12 protein-coding genes are annotated in these 14523 nt (G+C 30.8%); 3 read left to right on the top strand and 9 right to left on the bottom strand.

Going from position 1 to position 14523, the window contains the following annotated elements; genetic code table 11:
* Positions 1 to 15: 15 nt before the first annotated feature.
* Positions 16 to 993 (bottom strand): efflux RND transporter periplasmic adaptor subunit, encoded by a 978-nt coding sequence (locus tag R5397_RS03700; protein ID WP_421622937.1) that lies wholly within the window; start codon positions 991 to 993, stop codon positions 16 to 18.
* A 12-nt stretch (positions 994 to 1005) separates the two neighbouring features.
* Positions 1006 to 2190 carry a TolC family protein gene (locus R5397_RS03695; protein ID WP_421622936.1) on the bottom strand — a complete coding sequence of 395 codons (1185 nt, stop codon included), beginning with the start codon at positions 2188 to 2190 and terminating at the stop codon, positions 1006 to 1008.
* A gap of 194 nt (positions 2191 to 2384) precedes the next feature.
* On the opposite strand from R5397_RS03695, the gene yidD reads away from it, so the two are divergent.
* Positions 2385 to 2678 (top strand): membrane protein insertion efficiency factor YidD, encoded by a 294-nt coding sequence (gene yidD, locus R5397_RS03690; RefSeq protein ID WP_421622935.1) that lies wholly within the window; start codon positions 2385 to 2387, stop codon positions 2676 to 2678.
* Here yidD and R5397_RS03685 read toward each other — a convergent pair.
* From R5397_RS03685 to fliD, 5 genes are all read right to left on the bottom strand, one after another.
* Positions 2667 to 3563: a glycine betaine ABC transporter substrate-binding protein gene (locus tag R5397_RS03685; RefSeq protein WP_421622934.1), complete on the bottom strand. Its 897-nt coding sequence runs from the start codon at positions 3561 to 3563 to the stop codon at positions 2667 to 2669. The two genes, yidD and R5397_RS03685, sit on opposite strands and share 12 nt — an antisense overlap.
* 36 nt (positions 3564 to 3599) lie before the next feature.
* Positions 3600 to 4499, bottom strand: a complete 900-nt coding sequence (locus R5397_RS03680; protein WP_247065329.1) for an ABC transporter permease — start codon at positions 4497 to 4499, stop codon at positions 3600 to 3602.
* Positions 4500 to 4505: 6 nt separating this feature from the next.
* A complete protein-coding gene (locus R5397_RS03675; protein WP_247065331.1) occupies positions 4506 to 5624 on the bottom strand; it encodes a glycine betaine/L-proline ABC transporter ATP-binding protein in 1119 nt (372 codons plus the stop codon).
* 129 nt (positions 5625 to 5753) lie between these two features.
* Complete coding sequence (locus tag R5397_RS03670) at positions 5754 to 6758, bottom strand: flagellin (RefSeq protein WP_247065333.1); 1005 nt, start codon at positions 6756 to 6758, stop codon at positions 5754 to 5756.
* A gap of 121 nt (positions 6759 to 6879) precedes the next feature.
* Entirely contained in the window at positions 6880 to 8880 is a 2001-nt protein-coding gene (gene fliD, locus R5397_RS03665; RefSeq protein WP_421622933.1) for a flagellar filament capping protein FliD, read from the bottom strand.
* A gap of 174 nt (positions 8881 to 9054) precedes the next feature.
* Between fliD and nagA the strand changes: the two genes are divergently transcribed.
* Positions 9055 to 10260, top strand: coding sequence for an N-acetylglucosamine-6-phosphate deacetylase (nagA, locus tag R5397_RS03660; RefSeq protein ID WP_247065337.1), 1206 nt, complete (start codon positions 9055 to 9057; stop codon positions 10258 to 10260).
* 32 nt (positions 10261 to 10292) lie between these two features.
* A complete protein-coding gene (gene nagB, locus R5397_RS03655) occupies positions 10293 to 11096 on the top strand; it encodes a glucosamine-6-phosphate deaminase (protein ID WP_421622932.1) in 804 nt (267 codons plus the stop codon).
* Between the two features lie 93 nt (positions 11097 to 11189).
* On the opposite strand, the gene R5397_RS03650 is transcribed toward nagB, so the two are convergent.
* Both R5397_RS03650 and secA read right to left on the bottom strand, forming a co-directional pair.
* Positions 11190 to 11801: a superoxide dismutase gene (locus tag R5397_RS03650; RefSeq protein ID WP_421622931.1), complete on the bottom strand. Its 612-nt coding sequence runs from the start codon at positions 11799 to 11801 to the stop codon at positions 11190 to 11192.
* Positions 11802 to 11813: 12 nt separating this feature from the next.
* Positions 11814 to 14510: a preprotein translocase subunit SecA gene (gene secA / locus R5397_RS03645; RefSeq protein WP_421622930.1), complete on the bottom strand. Its 2697-nt coding sequence runs from the start codon at positions 14508 to 14510 to the stop codon at positions 11814 to 11816.
* Positions 14511 to 14523 lie beyond the last annotated feature (13 nt).

Below are 14523 nucleotides of genomic sequence, written 5' to 3'. Positions count from 1 at the left end.
ACTTAACCTCAAAAATCAAACATTGTCTTCAACATCAAGCCCATCTCGAATATCAACTACATCTACATAAGCTCCATCAGAAAGAGAAGAAATACCTTCAATAACAACTAAATCACCCTCATTAATACCATCTCGAATAGACATAATATTATCTATTTCAAAATCTATTAAAGGAAACACCCTTTCAACTGTTTTTGTATCTGGATTTAATCTAAATAAACAAAGTTTACCTTCCCTTTCAACAAAAGCATTGCTTGGAATTTTAATCACATTTTCTAAATGATTAGTAATAAGTTTGACCTTGGCAAACATACCAATAATCATTTTTCTTGTGTTATCCCCTATAGGTTCAAGACATATTGCAACAGAACGACTTTTAAAATCCAAAACAGGAGATATTTCTGAAATCTTAGCTTTAAATTTTTCATTAGGATAAGATTCAAGCTCAATAATTGCATCATTGCCAACTTTAACATCTAAAATATATTTCTCAGAAACATAAGTTTTAATCTGAATTACATCCATTCTACCTATTAACGCAATACTTGTTTGAGTCTCAACTGTTTCTCCAATTTTGTAATTAATAGCTAAAACATACCCAGAAATCGGGGCTCTTACTGGACTTTTTAAATAAAGAAAACCTGGTTTTGAAGGATCAAGTGTCGCAATAATTTGCCCCTTTTTTACATAAGTTCCAAGTTTCATATTAAGAGACACTATTTTACCTGTAATATTGGGAAATACCTCAACTTTAACTTTGGTATCTACATCGCCATTTAAAGAAATATAATTACTCAAAGCACCCTGCCGAACTCTCATTGCAACAACTGGAAATCTATAAGGCTCATTAGTAACATCATTGGTAGTATTATTGGTATTAATATCTCCTTGTACTTCACTCTCAGTCCCCTCATTACATGAAAGGACAAATAATAAAATTAAAAACAACAAATAATACTTAAAGCAACCTCTCATATTAAAAATCGAATTCATAAAAAATCCTTATCAATCCAACTTATTTATTAAATCTCTATACTCAAGTATTGCATTAGCATAATTTAGCTTATCTTGTATAAATTGTAAATCACTCTGCTTATAGAAAGCTTCAATGTCATTTAATTTAATAAGATCTATAGTACCCACATTAAAGGCATCAAAAGCTACTTGATAATTCTTCTTAGACATCTCCAAATTTGTCTTGGAGTTATCTAAAATAGACTTATATAGTCTTACACTTTTGCGTTTTTGAATAATATTAGATTCAAATTCACGAATCTTACTTTCAATTTGATTCTCTAAGAATTTTAACCGATAATCTCGTTCCCATATCTCTGTAAAACTTTTTGAAAATGGAAAAATCTCGGTGAAGCTATAAGTTAAACCCAAAGAAAAATGTAATCCTTGCTTAAATGAACCACTCAAACCATCACTAAAAGAAATGCTCCCAGGATTATAAGAAACTGAGAACGAAAACCTTGGCAAAAAAGCATCTAGCCAAAGACTCTCAAGAGTAGTTTTCATAATTTTAGTTAAATTATTTAACTCTCTAACTTCTAAATACCCATCAATATTTATGACTTCATCAAACAATGAAATGTCTAAGATTTCATCTGATAATTCTCCTATAATCTCAAAATCTTGCAAGATATCCAATCCTAATAATAATTTAAATCTTCCTTTTGTCTTTTCAAACTTAATAATTTGTTCATCTAAACTAGGCTGAAATCTAATATGCTTAAGCTTAGCATCAAGATAATCTATCTCAGAAATAAGCCCATTATGATAAGAAATTTTTACTTGCTCAAATTTAAGTTTGCTATTTTCAAACTGACTTTCCAACACTTTTAAAATACTTTTAAAGGCTAAAAGCTCATTATACATTTTAAGAACATTTAACCTAATATTTTTAATGACTTTTTCTCTGCCTATCTTAGCAGCCTCATAATTAAAAAAGGTAAGTCTAATGTTATTAACGATAGATGGGGATACTGAAAGATCAGCAGCAACACCAAAATTCAAGCCCCAATGTCCCCTCCCTTCTAAATTAGGCATAAAAGGGTTTTGCCTTGAAAAATTTGAAGAAAACCCTAAATTTGGGATCAAAAGATTCCAAGAATTATCTTTATATAATTTTTTTATCTTCTCTCTATACTCAGCATCTCTAGATTCCAAACTGTTCTCTAAAGCCATACGAATAGCATCTTCAACAGATATTTTAATAACTTCTGCATAAGAAGAAAAAGATAAAATAAAAATTAATACTAACCTCTTAATTATTTACTCCTATAAATACAACAAAATACTTATGTCTTAATATATTAAATTTAACAATACTGATAATAATTAACATAATAGTAGCACAATATTGTAATATTATTACACACATGCATATTTTCAAAAAATTTTTTATAATATTCAACTTGATACTTATTTTATTAATCAAAATATATCAAAACACTCTTTCCAAAATTGTTGGTTTTCACTGCATATATGAACCCAGCTGTTCAAATTACGCACTAGAATGTCTCAAAAAATATAACATCATAACAGCTCTTATTTTAATTACATTAAGACTGCTTAGATGTAATGCTCTATTTAAAGGGGGTTTTGAATCATTACCAACTGAAAAGCCAATATTAAATTCATTAAAAATCTTTAAAACAAGATTAATTAAATAAATTTTTATATTTATCTGGAACCCAATTTTTGACATATTCTTTATGAACATCAACGAATTCAACAGCATTTCTATATTCCTGTCCAGGCTCCTTATAATTTTTCTCTATTAAAGATAACAACAACTCATCACCCCAATAAAAATTATCAAACAAATAATAAGCATCGGGATCAGCATCTTTAAGTCCAATTCTAACAAGAGAATGAATACTCTCAGGACCTCCCATTGACAACAAAGGATCATCTAAAAATTTAATATCATATTTGGTAAATGCCCAATGAGGCTTCCATAAAGGAACTAAAATCCACTCATGCTTCTTAATGGCAGATTCTAAACTTGCAAGCATTACACTCTCACTTGAAGAGATAAGTTCATATTCTTTATCTAATCCATAACGCTCGAGGGTTCCTTCTACAGAAAGCTGCGTACCCGCTCCAGCATCTATGCCTACCATTTTATTTTTAAATTCAGCTCCTCTACCCTTAAGTTCAAAAATACTTGAAATTGTAACATAACTTGGCACCACAAACCCTTGTAATGTTCCCTCATAATTAGCACCAAGATCAACAAACTTATCTTTAAATTTTTCATAATAAAATTTATCGGCCGTAGGCACCCATGCAGATACCATACCATCTACCTGCCCTGATGCTAAATACTGATACATTATAGATGTTGTAACAGGTAATATCTCCACATTATATCCTATTTTCTCAAAAACAACTTTCATAATATTGGTAGCAACCGTTTCTCCTATCCAATTAACATATGCAATCTTGACTGATTTTACACTTTTAAAGCCACTATCCTTAGAATTATCATTCTTATCACAAGAAAACAAAATTAAAATAAAACTTATAAAAACAGATATCAATAAACCTTTCATAGATCAATTCTCCCACTACTACACAAAAATAAAATATTATTTATTATACATTTCAAAAAATCTTTTAAACTTATTTTCTTTTTTCACTCCATAATTATCAGTATTTAAGTAACTAAACTTGATAAAAATAGCCTGCATAATTCTATCTAAAATAATAGCTATTACTACAACAGCTAATCCAGATATTAAGCCCTCACCAAAATGCAATCTCTCAACAGAATATATTACAGTTCTACCAAGTCCTGATGAACCAACCATTGCCGCGATTACTATCATAGATATTGCCATCATTATTGACTGATTAATTCCCTCTATTATGCTTTGAAGAGCTAATGGCAACTGAATCTGAAAAAGAATACGAATATTACTACTTCCAAAAGATTTTGCTGCCTCAATGACTTCCCCTGAAACTTGAATAATCCCTAGTCTTGTATATCTAATAACTGGAGGCATTGCAAAAATTATCGTAGCAAAAATAGCTGAAGATGTACCCATACCAAAAAAAGGTATAGCTGGTATTAAATAAATAAATGGGGGCATTGCTTGCATTAAATCAAGCAATGGTTTTAAAAATACATAAAATTTTGAATAATATCCACCTAAAATACCTATTAAAATTCCCCAAATTACCGAAAAGAACACAGACACAAAAATAATTGATATCGTATCCATTGAAACTTCCCAAAGATTAAAATACAAAATAAAGCAAAAACCTAACATAATCAAAAGAGCTAATCTTTTCTTTAAAAATAAAAAGCTTAAAACACAAATTAGAATAATAAAAAAAACAGGATTAATTAAAAGAAACAACTTTTTCAAATTATCATAAAAAAAAATTACGATTTTCGCAAACCCTATACCGTTAGAATCCGAAAAATTGTCAACTAAAAAATTAAAAGCCTTATCTATATTAGCAACTATAAAATCTCTATTCATAAATAACTATCTCGCCAACAAACTAGCAATCTCCCCTAAATCAATGTATCCAATAATATCATCTTGTTCACCTTTTATAATCAAATAATCCAACTTATTTAAATACTTAACAACACTTTTGATCTCATCATCCAAACCTAAATTTAAAGAAATAAGATTATTACATTTTTTATTAACAGACAAATCATATAAATTAAAATTATTATTCTCTTTCTCAAGAATAACATTACATTTATCAGCATCACCATTAAGAATAAAATCTATTTTAATAATATCCTTAATTTTTAAAATATTTAAAACGGGAAGATTTTTAATAAAATTAGCTATAAAATCAGTTTTGGGATCCCTTAATATTTCTAAAGGCCTACCCACCTGAACAATCTCACCATCCTTCATAAAAGCAATTCTATTTCCCAATTTAAAAGCTTCAATCAAATCATGAGTAATAAATACAACCGTCTTTTTTAATTTGTCTACCAACCTTAAAAGCTCACATTGCATTTCTCCTCTAATTAAAGGATCAAGAGCTGAAAAAGCCTCATCCATTAAAAGGATATCAGGGTTAACCACTAAAGCTCGTGCTATGCCTACTCTCTGTTTCATTCCACCTGAAAGCTCATTTATATATTTATATTCAAAACCTTCAAGACCTACAAGTTTTAAAATATCAAGGGCTCTTTGAATCCTAATTTTTTTAGGAACATTCTTAACTTCAAGTCCATAAGTCACATTCCTTAAAACATTCATATGTGGGAAAAGTCCAAAATTCTGAAAAACCATGGCAAATTTATCTTTTCTTAAAGCAGAGAGTGCTTTTTGATTAATATCATTCATTTCTATATTATCCACTAAAATAGACCCAGAATCAACTTTGTGTATACCATTCAAACATCTAACAAAAGTAGATTTACCACAACCTGACATACCCATAATAACTAAAATTTCATTCTCATAAACATCAAGACTGATATTTGCATTTGCAATAAAAACAGAAGATTCTTTGTAAATGTCAGATCTATCTTTACCACTCTCATAACTCTTTATAGCCTTAACTATTTGTTTTTTATTTTTATTATAAGAAAATGTTTTATAAAGGTTCCTGACTTTAACACTAACCTTAGACAAAGCAAACTCCTAATGTAAAAACATTATAATTCTATATAAATCAATATTAATTATACTAAAATATCAGAATCTTGATTGACACAAATAAAAATAAGGGTCTCTTAAAAGACCCTTATTGAAAAATCAAATTTATCTAAGCAATGATAATACATACTGAGGAACTTGATTTGCTTGTGCAATCATAGCCATTGCGGATTGTGTCAAAATGCTGTTAGTTGTAGATGCAACAATTTCATCTGTCATTGTTGCATCTTTAATTTGAGCATAAGATGATTTTAAGTTTTCAATAGCATATTCCGTGCTAGCCTTAATAGACTCAAGTCTGTTCTGGAAAGCACCAAGATTTGCTCTTTGATCACTTACCATTCTAATAGCATTTTCTATCTTTGAAAGTGACATATTAGCATCAACAGTAGTTGTAACATTAACTGGAGAATTAACTCCACCTTGAGCTGGAGCTGCTGCTGGTGCTGGAGCAGCCTGAACTCCCTCTTGTTGTGCACCTTCCTGAGCTGGAGCAACCTGAGCACCTTCACCTGCAAAAAGGTTTGCAACATTAGCTGCATAAATATTAACAGCAATTGCTTCATCCTGATTTGCACCCACATGTACTCTTAATGTCCATGAAGCTTGTGATCCAGCTAATGATGCTGGTGTGTTAATTTTTGCAGGTTGCATTCCAAGCTCTTCAGCTGTTTTTATATTTTGAGCAGCTGACTTGTTGGACAACATATGCATTTGGTTGTACTGAGCTTGATCAGCAATTCTGTTGATTTCATCTGTAAGTTGCTCAACTTCAATTTGAATAGAACCTCTGTCTGCATCTGAATATGTACCATTACCAGACTGAACAGCAAGTTCTTTCATTCTTACTAATACTTTCTCTACTTCATTTAAATTCCCTTCTGTTGTTTGAATAAAATTTATAGCCTTTGAAGTATTTCTAGAAGCCTGAGATAATCCTCTAATTTGAGCATTAATCTTTCCTGCAACACCCATTCCAGCAGCATCATCAGATGCACGATTAATTCTATGCCCACTAGAAAGTTTTTCTTGAGTTTTGCTAAGATTAGCAGCATTAATGCTATTATTCCTTGAAGCATTTATAGCTGACGTATTATGATTTATGATCATATATCATTTCCTCCGTGACAAATTAATATAATTTTTTGATATTTTAGACAAATCCATTTGTCTTTTTAAAAGGATATCACAAAAACAAGAAAAAAATAAATACAATATTAATTTAAATTTGTTATCTGTTTTGCCTCTGTAGATTCAAAGACTTAAGGATTTCCTCTTGCTCCTTCATACGCTTTACAGTAAAATCCAAAGTATTAAGTTCTCCTTCAACCTTCTGTTCTCTTTCCTCATACTTCTTTTTATAATCTTCAACAACATTTTTCTGATTGGGAATTTTGAGATCATAATCTCTGATCTTATTATAAATAAATCCTCCAGAACTTATCAAAGGAGATAGATAATCGCCAAGCATCTTAGCAAGTCCATCATCATAAATGCGGTCATCATTAAAATCAACTGCAAAAAGTTCCTTGACTGAATTAATATTGCTTTGTATTATCTCATTAAATTTTTTCTCGTCAAGCCCTAAATAACGCGAAAGCCCCCCCGATGAAGACATAGAATTAGTAAAAACCCCTATTTGATTGATAATCGAAAAATTAGGATCATTAGTCCTATATGAATTAAACATGATTAATTCTAATCTTGATCTAAGATTTTTTAATGCAAGCTCTGCCCTAAGGATTCCCAAATTTTTATAAGCTTCTTCCCTCTCTTCATCACTGAAATAGGACCATTCTTCAAGTACATCCGATTTTTGACCTTCCAAATTACTCTCATTTGAACTTACAATATTAATTTCAGCAAGAACCTGATTATAAGCTACCAAAAAATCTAATAAAAGTTTTTTAATTCTCTCATAATCAGGCTCAACTCGAACAACAATAGTATCATCCGATGCTTGTTTTAAATTCAATGTAACATTCGGAATTAAATCATTAACGGTATTCGAATCACGCTCAACATCAACTCCATCAAACTTCACCTTTGCATTTTCTGCAAAGCTCTTGGCATTTATTGGCAAGAACCCATCTCTATTCTTTGGATCAAAGATCTCAATATTGCGAATAACAAAAACCTTATTATTAAGTTTATTTTCGATATTGATCTCTTTTAAATCCAAAAGTGAACCAATTTCAACCTCGACTTTTTCAAAATCACTTGCAACATTTATTGGGGGCAACTCCAAAGAATTTGTACCACTATGAATTTTAATCATATTAATCTGAATATACTTTCTCTCTTTCAAAGGAAGTTTATGATCAGATTCAAGATTAATTATACTATCTTCACCCTCAACCTTAGCACCCTCAAATGTAGCATCTCCAGGATTAAAAACAATCTCGTTTAAAATACCTTTATCATCTGAATCATAATATTTAATTTCAAATTTAATTTTACTTCTACTACTAACCTCAATATTCTCTGGAATACTTATTGAAATCTCTGAGAGAGGCTCTAATACAATATCATCCTTATCAAGAAAAATTTTATTACTACTACTTTGTTGATTATTAACGATTTCTGTCAAATTAGGACTAAAATTTGTTGTAAGCTCACTTAAAATACCTATCTGTTTAGCAAGCTTTAAAGCCTCACCTTTCATGATAAGTTTATTGTTCTCACCTTCCTTTAAAGACCGCAAAATCAACCTACTATTCCCATCACTATCACTTCTCACAATTTTAGCAGATAAAAATCCCTTGCCTCGATTATTAATATCCTTTACAAGAGACTCAATATCTCCATTATTCCTAATCTTAATCTCTTTATTACCAACTAAAAATACATAGTCTCCTGAAGGAATACTAATATCCTTTTGTTTAAAATTCGCAGATAAAAAAATATCAGAACTTGCTATCTGATTAACATCAATTTTATAAGTTTCATTTTTAGCTCCATAACGAGCAGATAAAGAGAGAATATCATTATTACTAGAATTACCTGACATGTAATTAAAAGGACTATTAAGAGACATAATTTGCCTTGCAAGTGAATTTAAAGTAGAGATCTTTTTATTAATCATTTGCCAAGCTCGTTTCTCTTGCTCTAAGTTTTCAAGTTTTTTTACAGATGAATCTATCTTGGCCTTATCAGGTTTAAGCATCGATTCACGGATTTCTTTAGTATTATATTTATTATCCACACCTGGAACAAAAAATCCAGAAGACATTACAACACCTCTTAGTTAGAAATTTTAACATAAAAAACATAAATTTTTATACACAAAATCATATATTACGTCAAAACTAACAACAGAACTCCTATTAAAAGACAAATAAAAAAACAAGCATCTTTAAAAAAGATATTTGCTTATAGTAAAATTTAAGTTTATAGGAGAGTAAATATGCCAAATTTCTGTTTGTTCAATTCAAAATCTGTTCTGACAGGCAATGATAAAATAGACAATTCAGCGGTTCTTATTAAAGACAGTAAAATCTTTGATATTGTAACAGCTGATCGACTTGAAAAAATTGATCTACAAAACTATGAAATGATTGATATTAAGGGCAACTATATTACCCCTGGTCTTTATGACAATCACATACATGGATTTCACGGATACGGAACCGACCAATGCTCAACAAACTCAATAATTAAAATGTCACAATATTTAGCAGAGTATGGAGTAGTAGGATTTCTACCAACGCTATACCCACGTCCAACTGAAGAAATGATTGAAACAATCAAAGCATGTACCGAAGCAATAGGCAAAGAAAAAGGTGCAAAAATTTTAGGACTTCATCTTGAAGGACCATTTTTCTCTTCTGAAAAAAAAGGCGCCCATCCTACCTCCTATCTCCAACAACCAAGTATTGAGGTTATGAAAAAATTCATAGACGCCGCGGGGGGGACCTTTACGGATTCCTTCGGAAGAAAAAGAACAAATATTGCAACAATGACCGTTGCACCTGAACTTAAAGGCATGAGAGAGCTTGCAATGTTTTGCATGGAAAACAACATAACACTTCAAGCAGGACATACTAATGCAAAATATGAAAATATGATCGAGGGTTTTCAAGTAGGAATACTTCACACAACGCACTTTTTCAATGCAATGTCAAAACTTGATCACAGAAATCCAAATGCAATAGGAGCAACTTTAATTCATGGAGATGTATCTTGTGAAATTATTGCTGATGGACATCACATTCACCCAAAACTTGTTTTAATGCTTAGAAAACTTAAAGACATAAGCAAATTAGTGCTTGTAACTGATGGATTAACTCCAACACTACAACCGTCTGGAAAATTAATAGCTAATGGAGAAGAAGTATACCTTAACGATGACGGATTATTTCATATTGTAGAAAGCGACACAATCGCAGGATCGGCTCTCACAATGATACAAGGCATTAAAAATTTAGTAGAATTTGGATATAGCCTAAGCGATGCCATTCAAGCAAGTTCATACAATCCAATAAGGATAATTAATCTTGAAAAAAAAGGATTAATATGTCATGGTTATGATGCAAATATAAATGTCCTTGACAAAGACTTAGACTTAAAATTAACAATGATAGAATCAAAAATCATTTTCAATAAACTTTGATTTTATTCATTTATAAACATAAGGAGCAACAAATGAGATTAATCATTCGATCTAACTATAATGAAATTTCAAAATGGGCTGCTAATCATGTAGCTATGAGAATAAAAAAGTTTTCACCAACAAAAGAAAACCCATTCATTTTAGGACTCCCAACGGGTAGCTCACCAATTGGAATGTATAAACATTTAATTGAAATGAATAAACTCGGAAAAATTTCATTTGAAAATGTAGTCACATTTAATATGGATGAATACATAAAATTAGATAAAAATCATCCTGAAAGCTATCACTCATTTATGTGGAGCAACTTTTTTTCACATATAAATATCAAAAAAGAAAATATACACATGTTAAATGGTAATGCTACTAATCTTATAAATGAATGTGAAAAATATGAAAACAAAATTAAATCTTACGGTGGCATTATGCTTTTTGTGGGAGGAATTGGACCTGATGGTCATATTGCCTTCAATGAACCTGGATCATCACTGAGCTCAAGAACAAGAATTAAAACTTTGACTCAAGATACAATTATTGCAAACTCAAGGTTTTTTGAAAATGATATTAATAAAGTTCCCCAAAGTGCCTTAACAGTAGGCGTTGGAACAATTATGGATGCAAAAGAAGTGATGATTATAGTCAATGGACATAATAAAGCAAGAGCATTAAAACATGCTATTGAAAAAGGAGTAAATCATATGTGGACAATTAGTGCTCTACAGTTACATAAAAACGCAATCATAGTATCAGACGAAGCTGCAACATATGAACTAAAAGTCGGTACAGTAAAGTATTTCAATGATATTGAAAGAGATAATTTTAATAATGACATATAAACGTTATTAATTTCTAAAGATAATAAATCTAACATAAACTAAGCACAAGACATAAACTCTTTAAGCCTAGTTTACGAAAAGCTTAAAATAACATTATTCTATGATTTCATTATATACTCTTGAAACCTCTTCCCAATTTAAAACCTTAAAGAACGCATCAATATATTCAATCCTTCTATTTTGATATTTAAGATAATAAGCATGTTCCCAAACATCAATACCTAAAATAGGTTTATAGTCTTCCATCAAAGGACTGTCCTGATTTGGTCTTGATATTATCTGCAATTCTTTACTTGCATGAATAACTAGCCAAGCCCAACCACTTCCAAAAATACTAATAGCTGCATCTCTTAAGGCCATCTTAAGATTATCAAGACTGCCAAAAGTAGCATTTACATGCTCTTCAAAATTTTCTAAAATATTATCTTTGTTCCCAGGTTTTAAAATCCTAAAATACAAAGTATGATTAGAATATCCACCAGCATTATTCCTAATAGCTGCTTGGAACTCTTTGGGAAATCGCTGAATATTTTTTAATATACTTTCAATATCCTGAGAATAATTTATTTCTGTCTTCTCAAGAACAGAATTTAAATTTACTGTATATGAATTATGATGTTTACTATGATGAATTTCCATTGTCTTAGAATCAATGTATGGCTCTAAAACATCATAAGCATAACCAAGTTCTGGTAATTTAAACACAAAATCCTCCTTTTAACTTTTTCCATGACAATTTTTATATTTCTTTTCACTGCCACAATAACAAAGTTCATTCCTTCCAATTTTAGGAGTACTTCTAATTATTTGAACTCCTACTGTATTACCTCTGTCTACCGAAGCAATGTCTGAAAATTCTTTATGAGTAGCACGAACATTTTTAGGCTTGTTATTTTTATAACTACTAGAATTAACATCCACTCTCACCTGTAAAGTTCGCCTTAAAGTTTCAACCTTAATATCTTTAACAAGCTCACTAAAAATCGCAAAACCTTCTTCTTTATATTCAGTAATTGGATTTTTATTAGCATAAGATCTCAGATAAACCGATTCTCTTAAAGAATCAAGATTTGCAAGATGATCTTGAAACTTAGAGTCAATATTCCTTAAATATTCATGTTTTAAAAATTCATTAAAAAATTCAACTCCAATTAATTCTTCCTTTGCATCTAAATTAGTCCTTGCAATTTCCATTAACTTATTTTTCAAATCCACAATATTCATAGTTTCAACATAACCAACACTTTCCATCATATAAGCAAAAATTGAATTTATCTCATTTAGTACAGAACTCGTAACTACTTCTCCCTTAACTTGATCAAATAAAAAATCAAGATATTCTCTTAAAGAGAGAAGAACACGTTCTTTAATATTATTATCAACAAGAATTAAATCTCTTTGAGAATAAATAAACTCCCTATGCTTTGTTATAACATCATCATACTCTAAGAGATGTTTTCTAATCTCAAAATTTCTATCTTCCACATGCTTTTGTGCATTAACTAAGGATTTCGTTAACAAAGAATGTGCAATAGGCTCACCTGTTGCCATTCCAAGTTTTCCCATCAAAGCTCTCAAATTATCGCTTGCAAAAAGCCGCATCAGATCATCTTCAAGAGATACATAAAACCTTGACCGACCAGGATCTCCCTGTCTTCCTCCTCGTCCCCTAAGTTGATTATCTATTCTTCTTGACTCATGACGTTCACTACCAATAACATAAAGCCCACCAAGAGCCTTTACTTCCTCATAATCTTCAAGATACTGTTCTCTCTCATTTTGCATAGCCTTCTGAAACTCTTCAAGACTCATGCCCATTCCAAACTTTTTACGAACTCGATGCTCAAGATTACCCCCAAGCTTAATATCAGTACCACGTCCAGCCATATTAGTTGCAATTGTAACAGAATGTTTTGCTCCCGCTTCAGCAATAATTAACGCTTCACGAAAATGATTCTTTGCGTTTAAAACTTCATGTTTAATACCTTTATTTTTAAACATATTTGAGAGAATTTCAGATTTTTCAATAGAACCTGTCCCAACAAGCACAGGTTGTCCTTTCTTATAAGCCTCATAAACTTCATCCGTAATTGCTTTAAATTTAAATTCCTCGGTGTAATAAATAATATCATCCTCATCTATTCTTTCTACCAATTTATTAGTTGGAACAACTATAACATCAAGATTATATATTCTATGAAATTCTTTTGCCTCTGTATCAGCCGTACCAGTCATACCAGAAATTTTTTTAAACATTCTAAACAAATTTTGAAATGTAATCGTTGCCATAGTTTTATTTTCACTTGCAACTTTAACACCTTCCTTAGCCTCAATAGCCTGATGCAATCCATCAGAATATCTGCGCCCTTTCAAAATACGACCTGTAAACTCATCAACAATTTCAACCCCAGAATCCCCAACAATATATTCTCTGTCCTTTAAAAAAAGTAAATGGGCTTTTAATGCCTGAGTCATATAATGAACATAATTAAAATTAGAATCAACATACATAGATCCCTTAATTATGCCTTTTGAAACCAAAATTTGTTCAAGATTATTTAAACCATTTGCCGTAAAAGACACTCTCTTACCCTTTTCATCAATCGTATAATCCCCATCAAGCTCATCGATCTCTAAAGGATAATCTCCAGTTTTTGGATCTTTAGAGCATTCTCTTAAAAGCGAAACAAGAGAATTGACCTCAAGATAAGCACTAGTATCTCCTTCTGTAGAACCTGAAATAATTAAAGGAGTTCTAGCCTCATCAATCAAAATAGAATCAATCTCATCGATAATACAATAATTAAAATTTCTTAAAGATTTTTGAGACAAATCAAAGCACATGTTATCTCTTAAATAATCAAATCCAAGCTCATTATTTGTAACATAAGTAATATCTTTATTGTACTCTACCTTCCGTCTAGCAGAATCCATATTAGACAACACAACACCAACACTAACTCCTAAAAGCTCAAAAACCGGTTTCATCCAATTTGAATCACGCTCTGCAAGATAATCATTAACTGTAACAATAATAACACCATCACCAGTTAAACTATTAAGATAAGCAGCCTGCACTGAAGATAAAGTCTTACCTTCTCCCGTCTTCATCTCTATTATTTTACCCTGATGGAGCGCAAGTCCAGCAATAAGTTGAACATCATAAGGTCTCTCCTTAAGTCGCCTTCTGGCAGCTTCTCGAGACAAGGCAAATGCTCTCTCTAAAATATCTTCTAAAGTTTTACCTTCCTTAAGTTCATCTCTAAATTTTTCTGTTTCCATAATAAAATCTTCATCTGACAAAGACAATGCCCAAGATTCAAGCTTATTAATAGTTCTCAAAACAGGAAAATAACTTTTTAGATCCCTTTTACTTTTTGAACCAATAGTTGCTTCAAATATTGCTCTTAACATATCAGGTATCAAT

It is taken from the genome of Borrelia sp. MN22-0132, from assembly GCF_049201035.1.
Classification (GTDB): Bacteria; Spirochaetota; Spirochaetia; order Borreliales; family Borreliaceae; genus Borrelia; species Borrelia puertoricensis.
This window is presented reverse-complemented; position numbering and strand designations above follow the sequence as displayed.

Excerpts from the sequence above, each read along its gene's own strand:
- R5397_RS03685 (WP_421622934.1), bottom strand. The coding sequence starts at position 3,563 with ATGAAAGGTTTATTGATATCTGTTTTTATAAGTTTTATTTTAATTTTG.
- nagA (WP_247065337.1), top strand. The coding sequence starts at position 9,055 with ATGCCAAATTTCTGTTTGTTCAATTCAAAATCTGTTCTGACAGGCAAT.
- R5397_RS03700 (WP_421622937.1), bottom strand. The coding sequence starts at position 993 with ATGAATTCGATTTTTAATATGAGAGGTTGCTTTAAGTATTATTTGTTG.
- R5397_RS03680 (WP_247065329.1), bottom strand. The coding sequence starts at position 4,499 with ATGAATAGAGATTTTATAGTTGCTAATATAGATAAGGCTTTTAATTTT.
- R5397_RS03695 (WP_421622936.1), bottom strand. The coding sequence starts at position 2,190 with ATGGCTTTAGAGAACAGTTTGGAATCTAGAGATGCTGAGTATAGAGAG.
- R5397_RS03670 (WP_247065333.1), bottom strand. The coding sequence starts at position 6,758 with ATGATCATAAATCATAATACGTCAGCTATAAATGCTTCAAGGAATAAT.
- nagB (WP_421622932.1), top strand. The coding sequence starts at position 10,293 with ATGAGATTAATCATTCGATCTAACTATAATGAAATTTCAAAATGGGCT.
- fliD (WP_421622933.1), bottom strand. The coding sequence starts at position 8,880 with ATGTCTTCTGGATTTTTTGTTCCAGGTGTGGATAATAAATATAATACT.
- secA (WP_421622930.1), bottom strand. The coding sequence starts at position 14,510 with ATGTTAAGAGCAATATTTGAAGCAACTATTGGTTCAAAAAGTAAAAGG.
- yidD (WP_421622935.1), top strand. The coding sequence starts at position 2,385 with ATGCATATTTTCAAAAAATTTTTTATAATATTCAACTTGATACTTATT.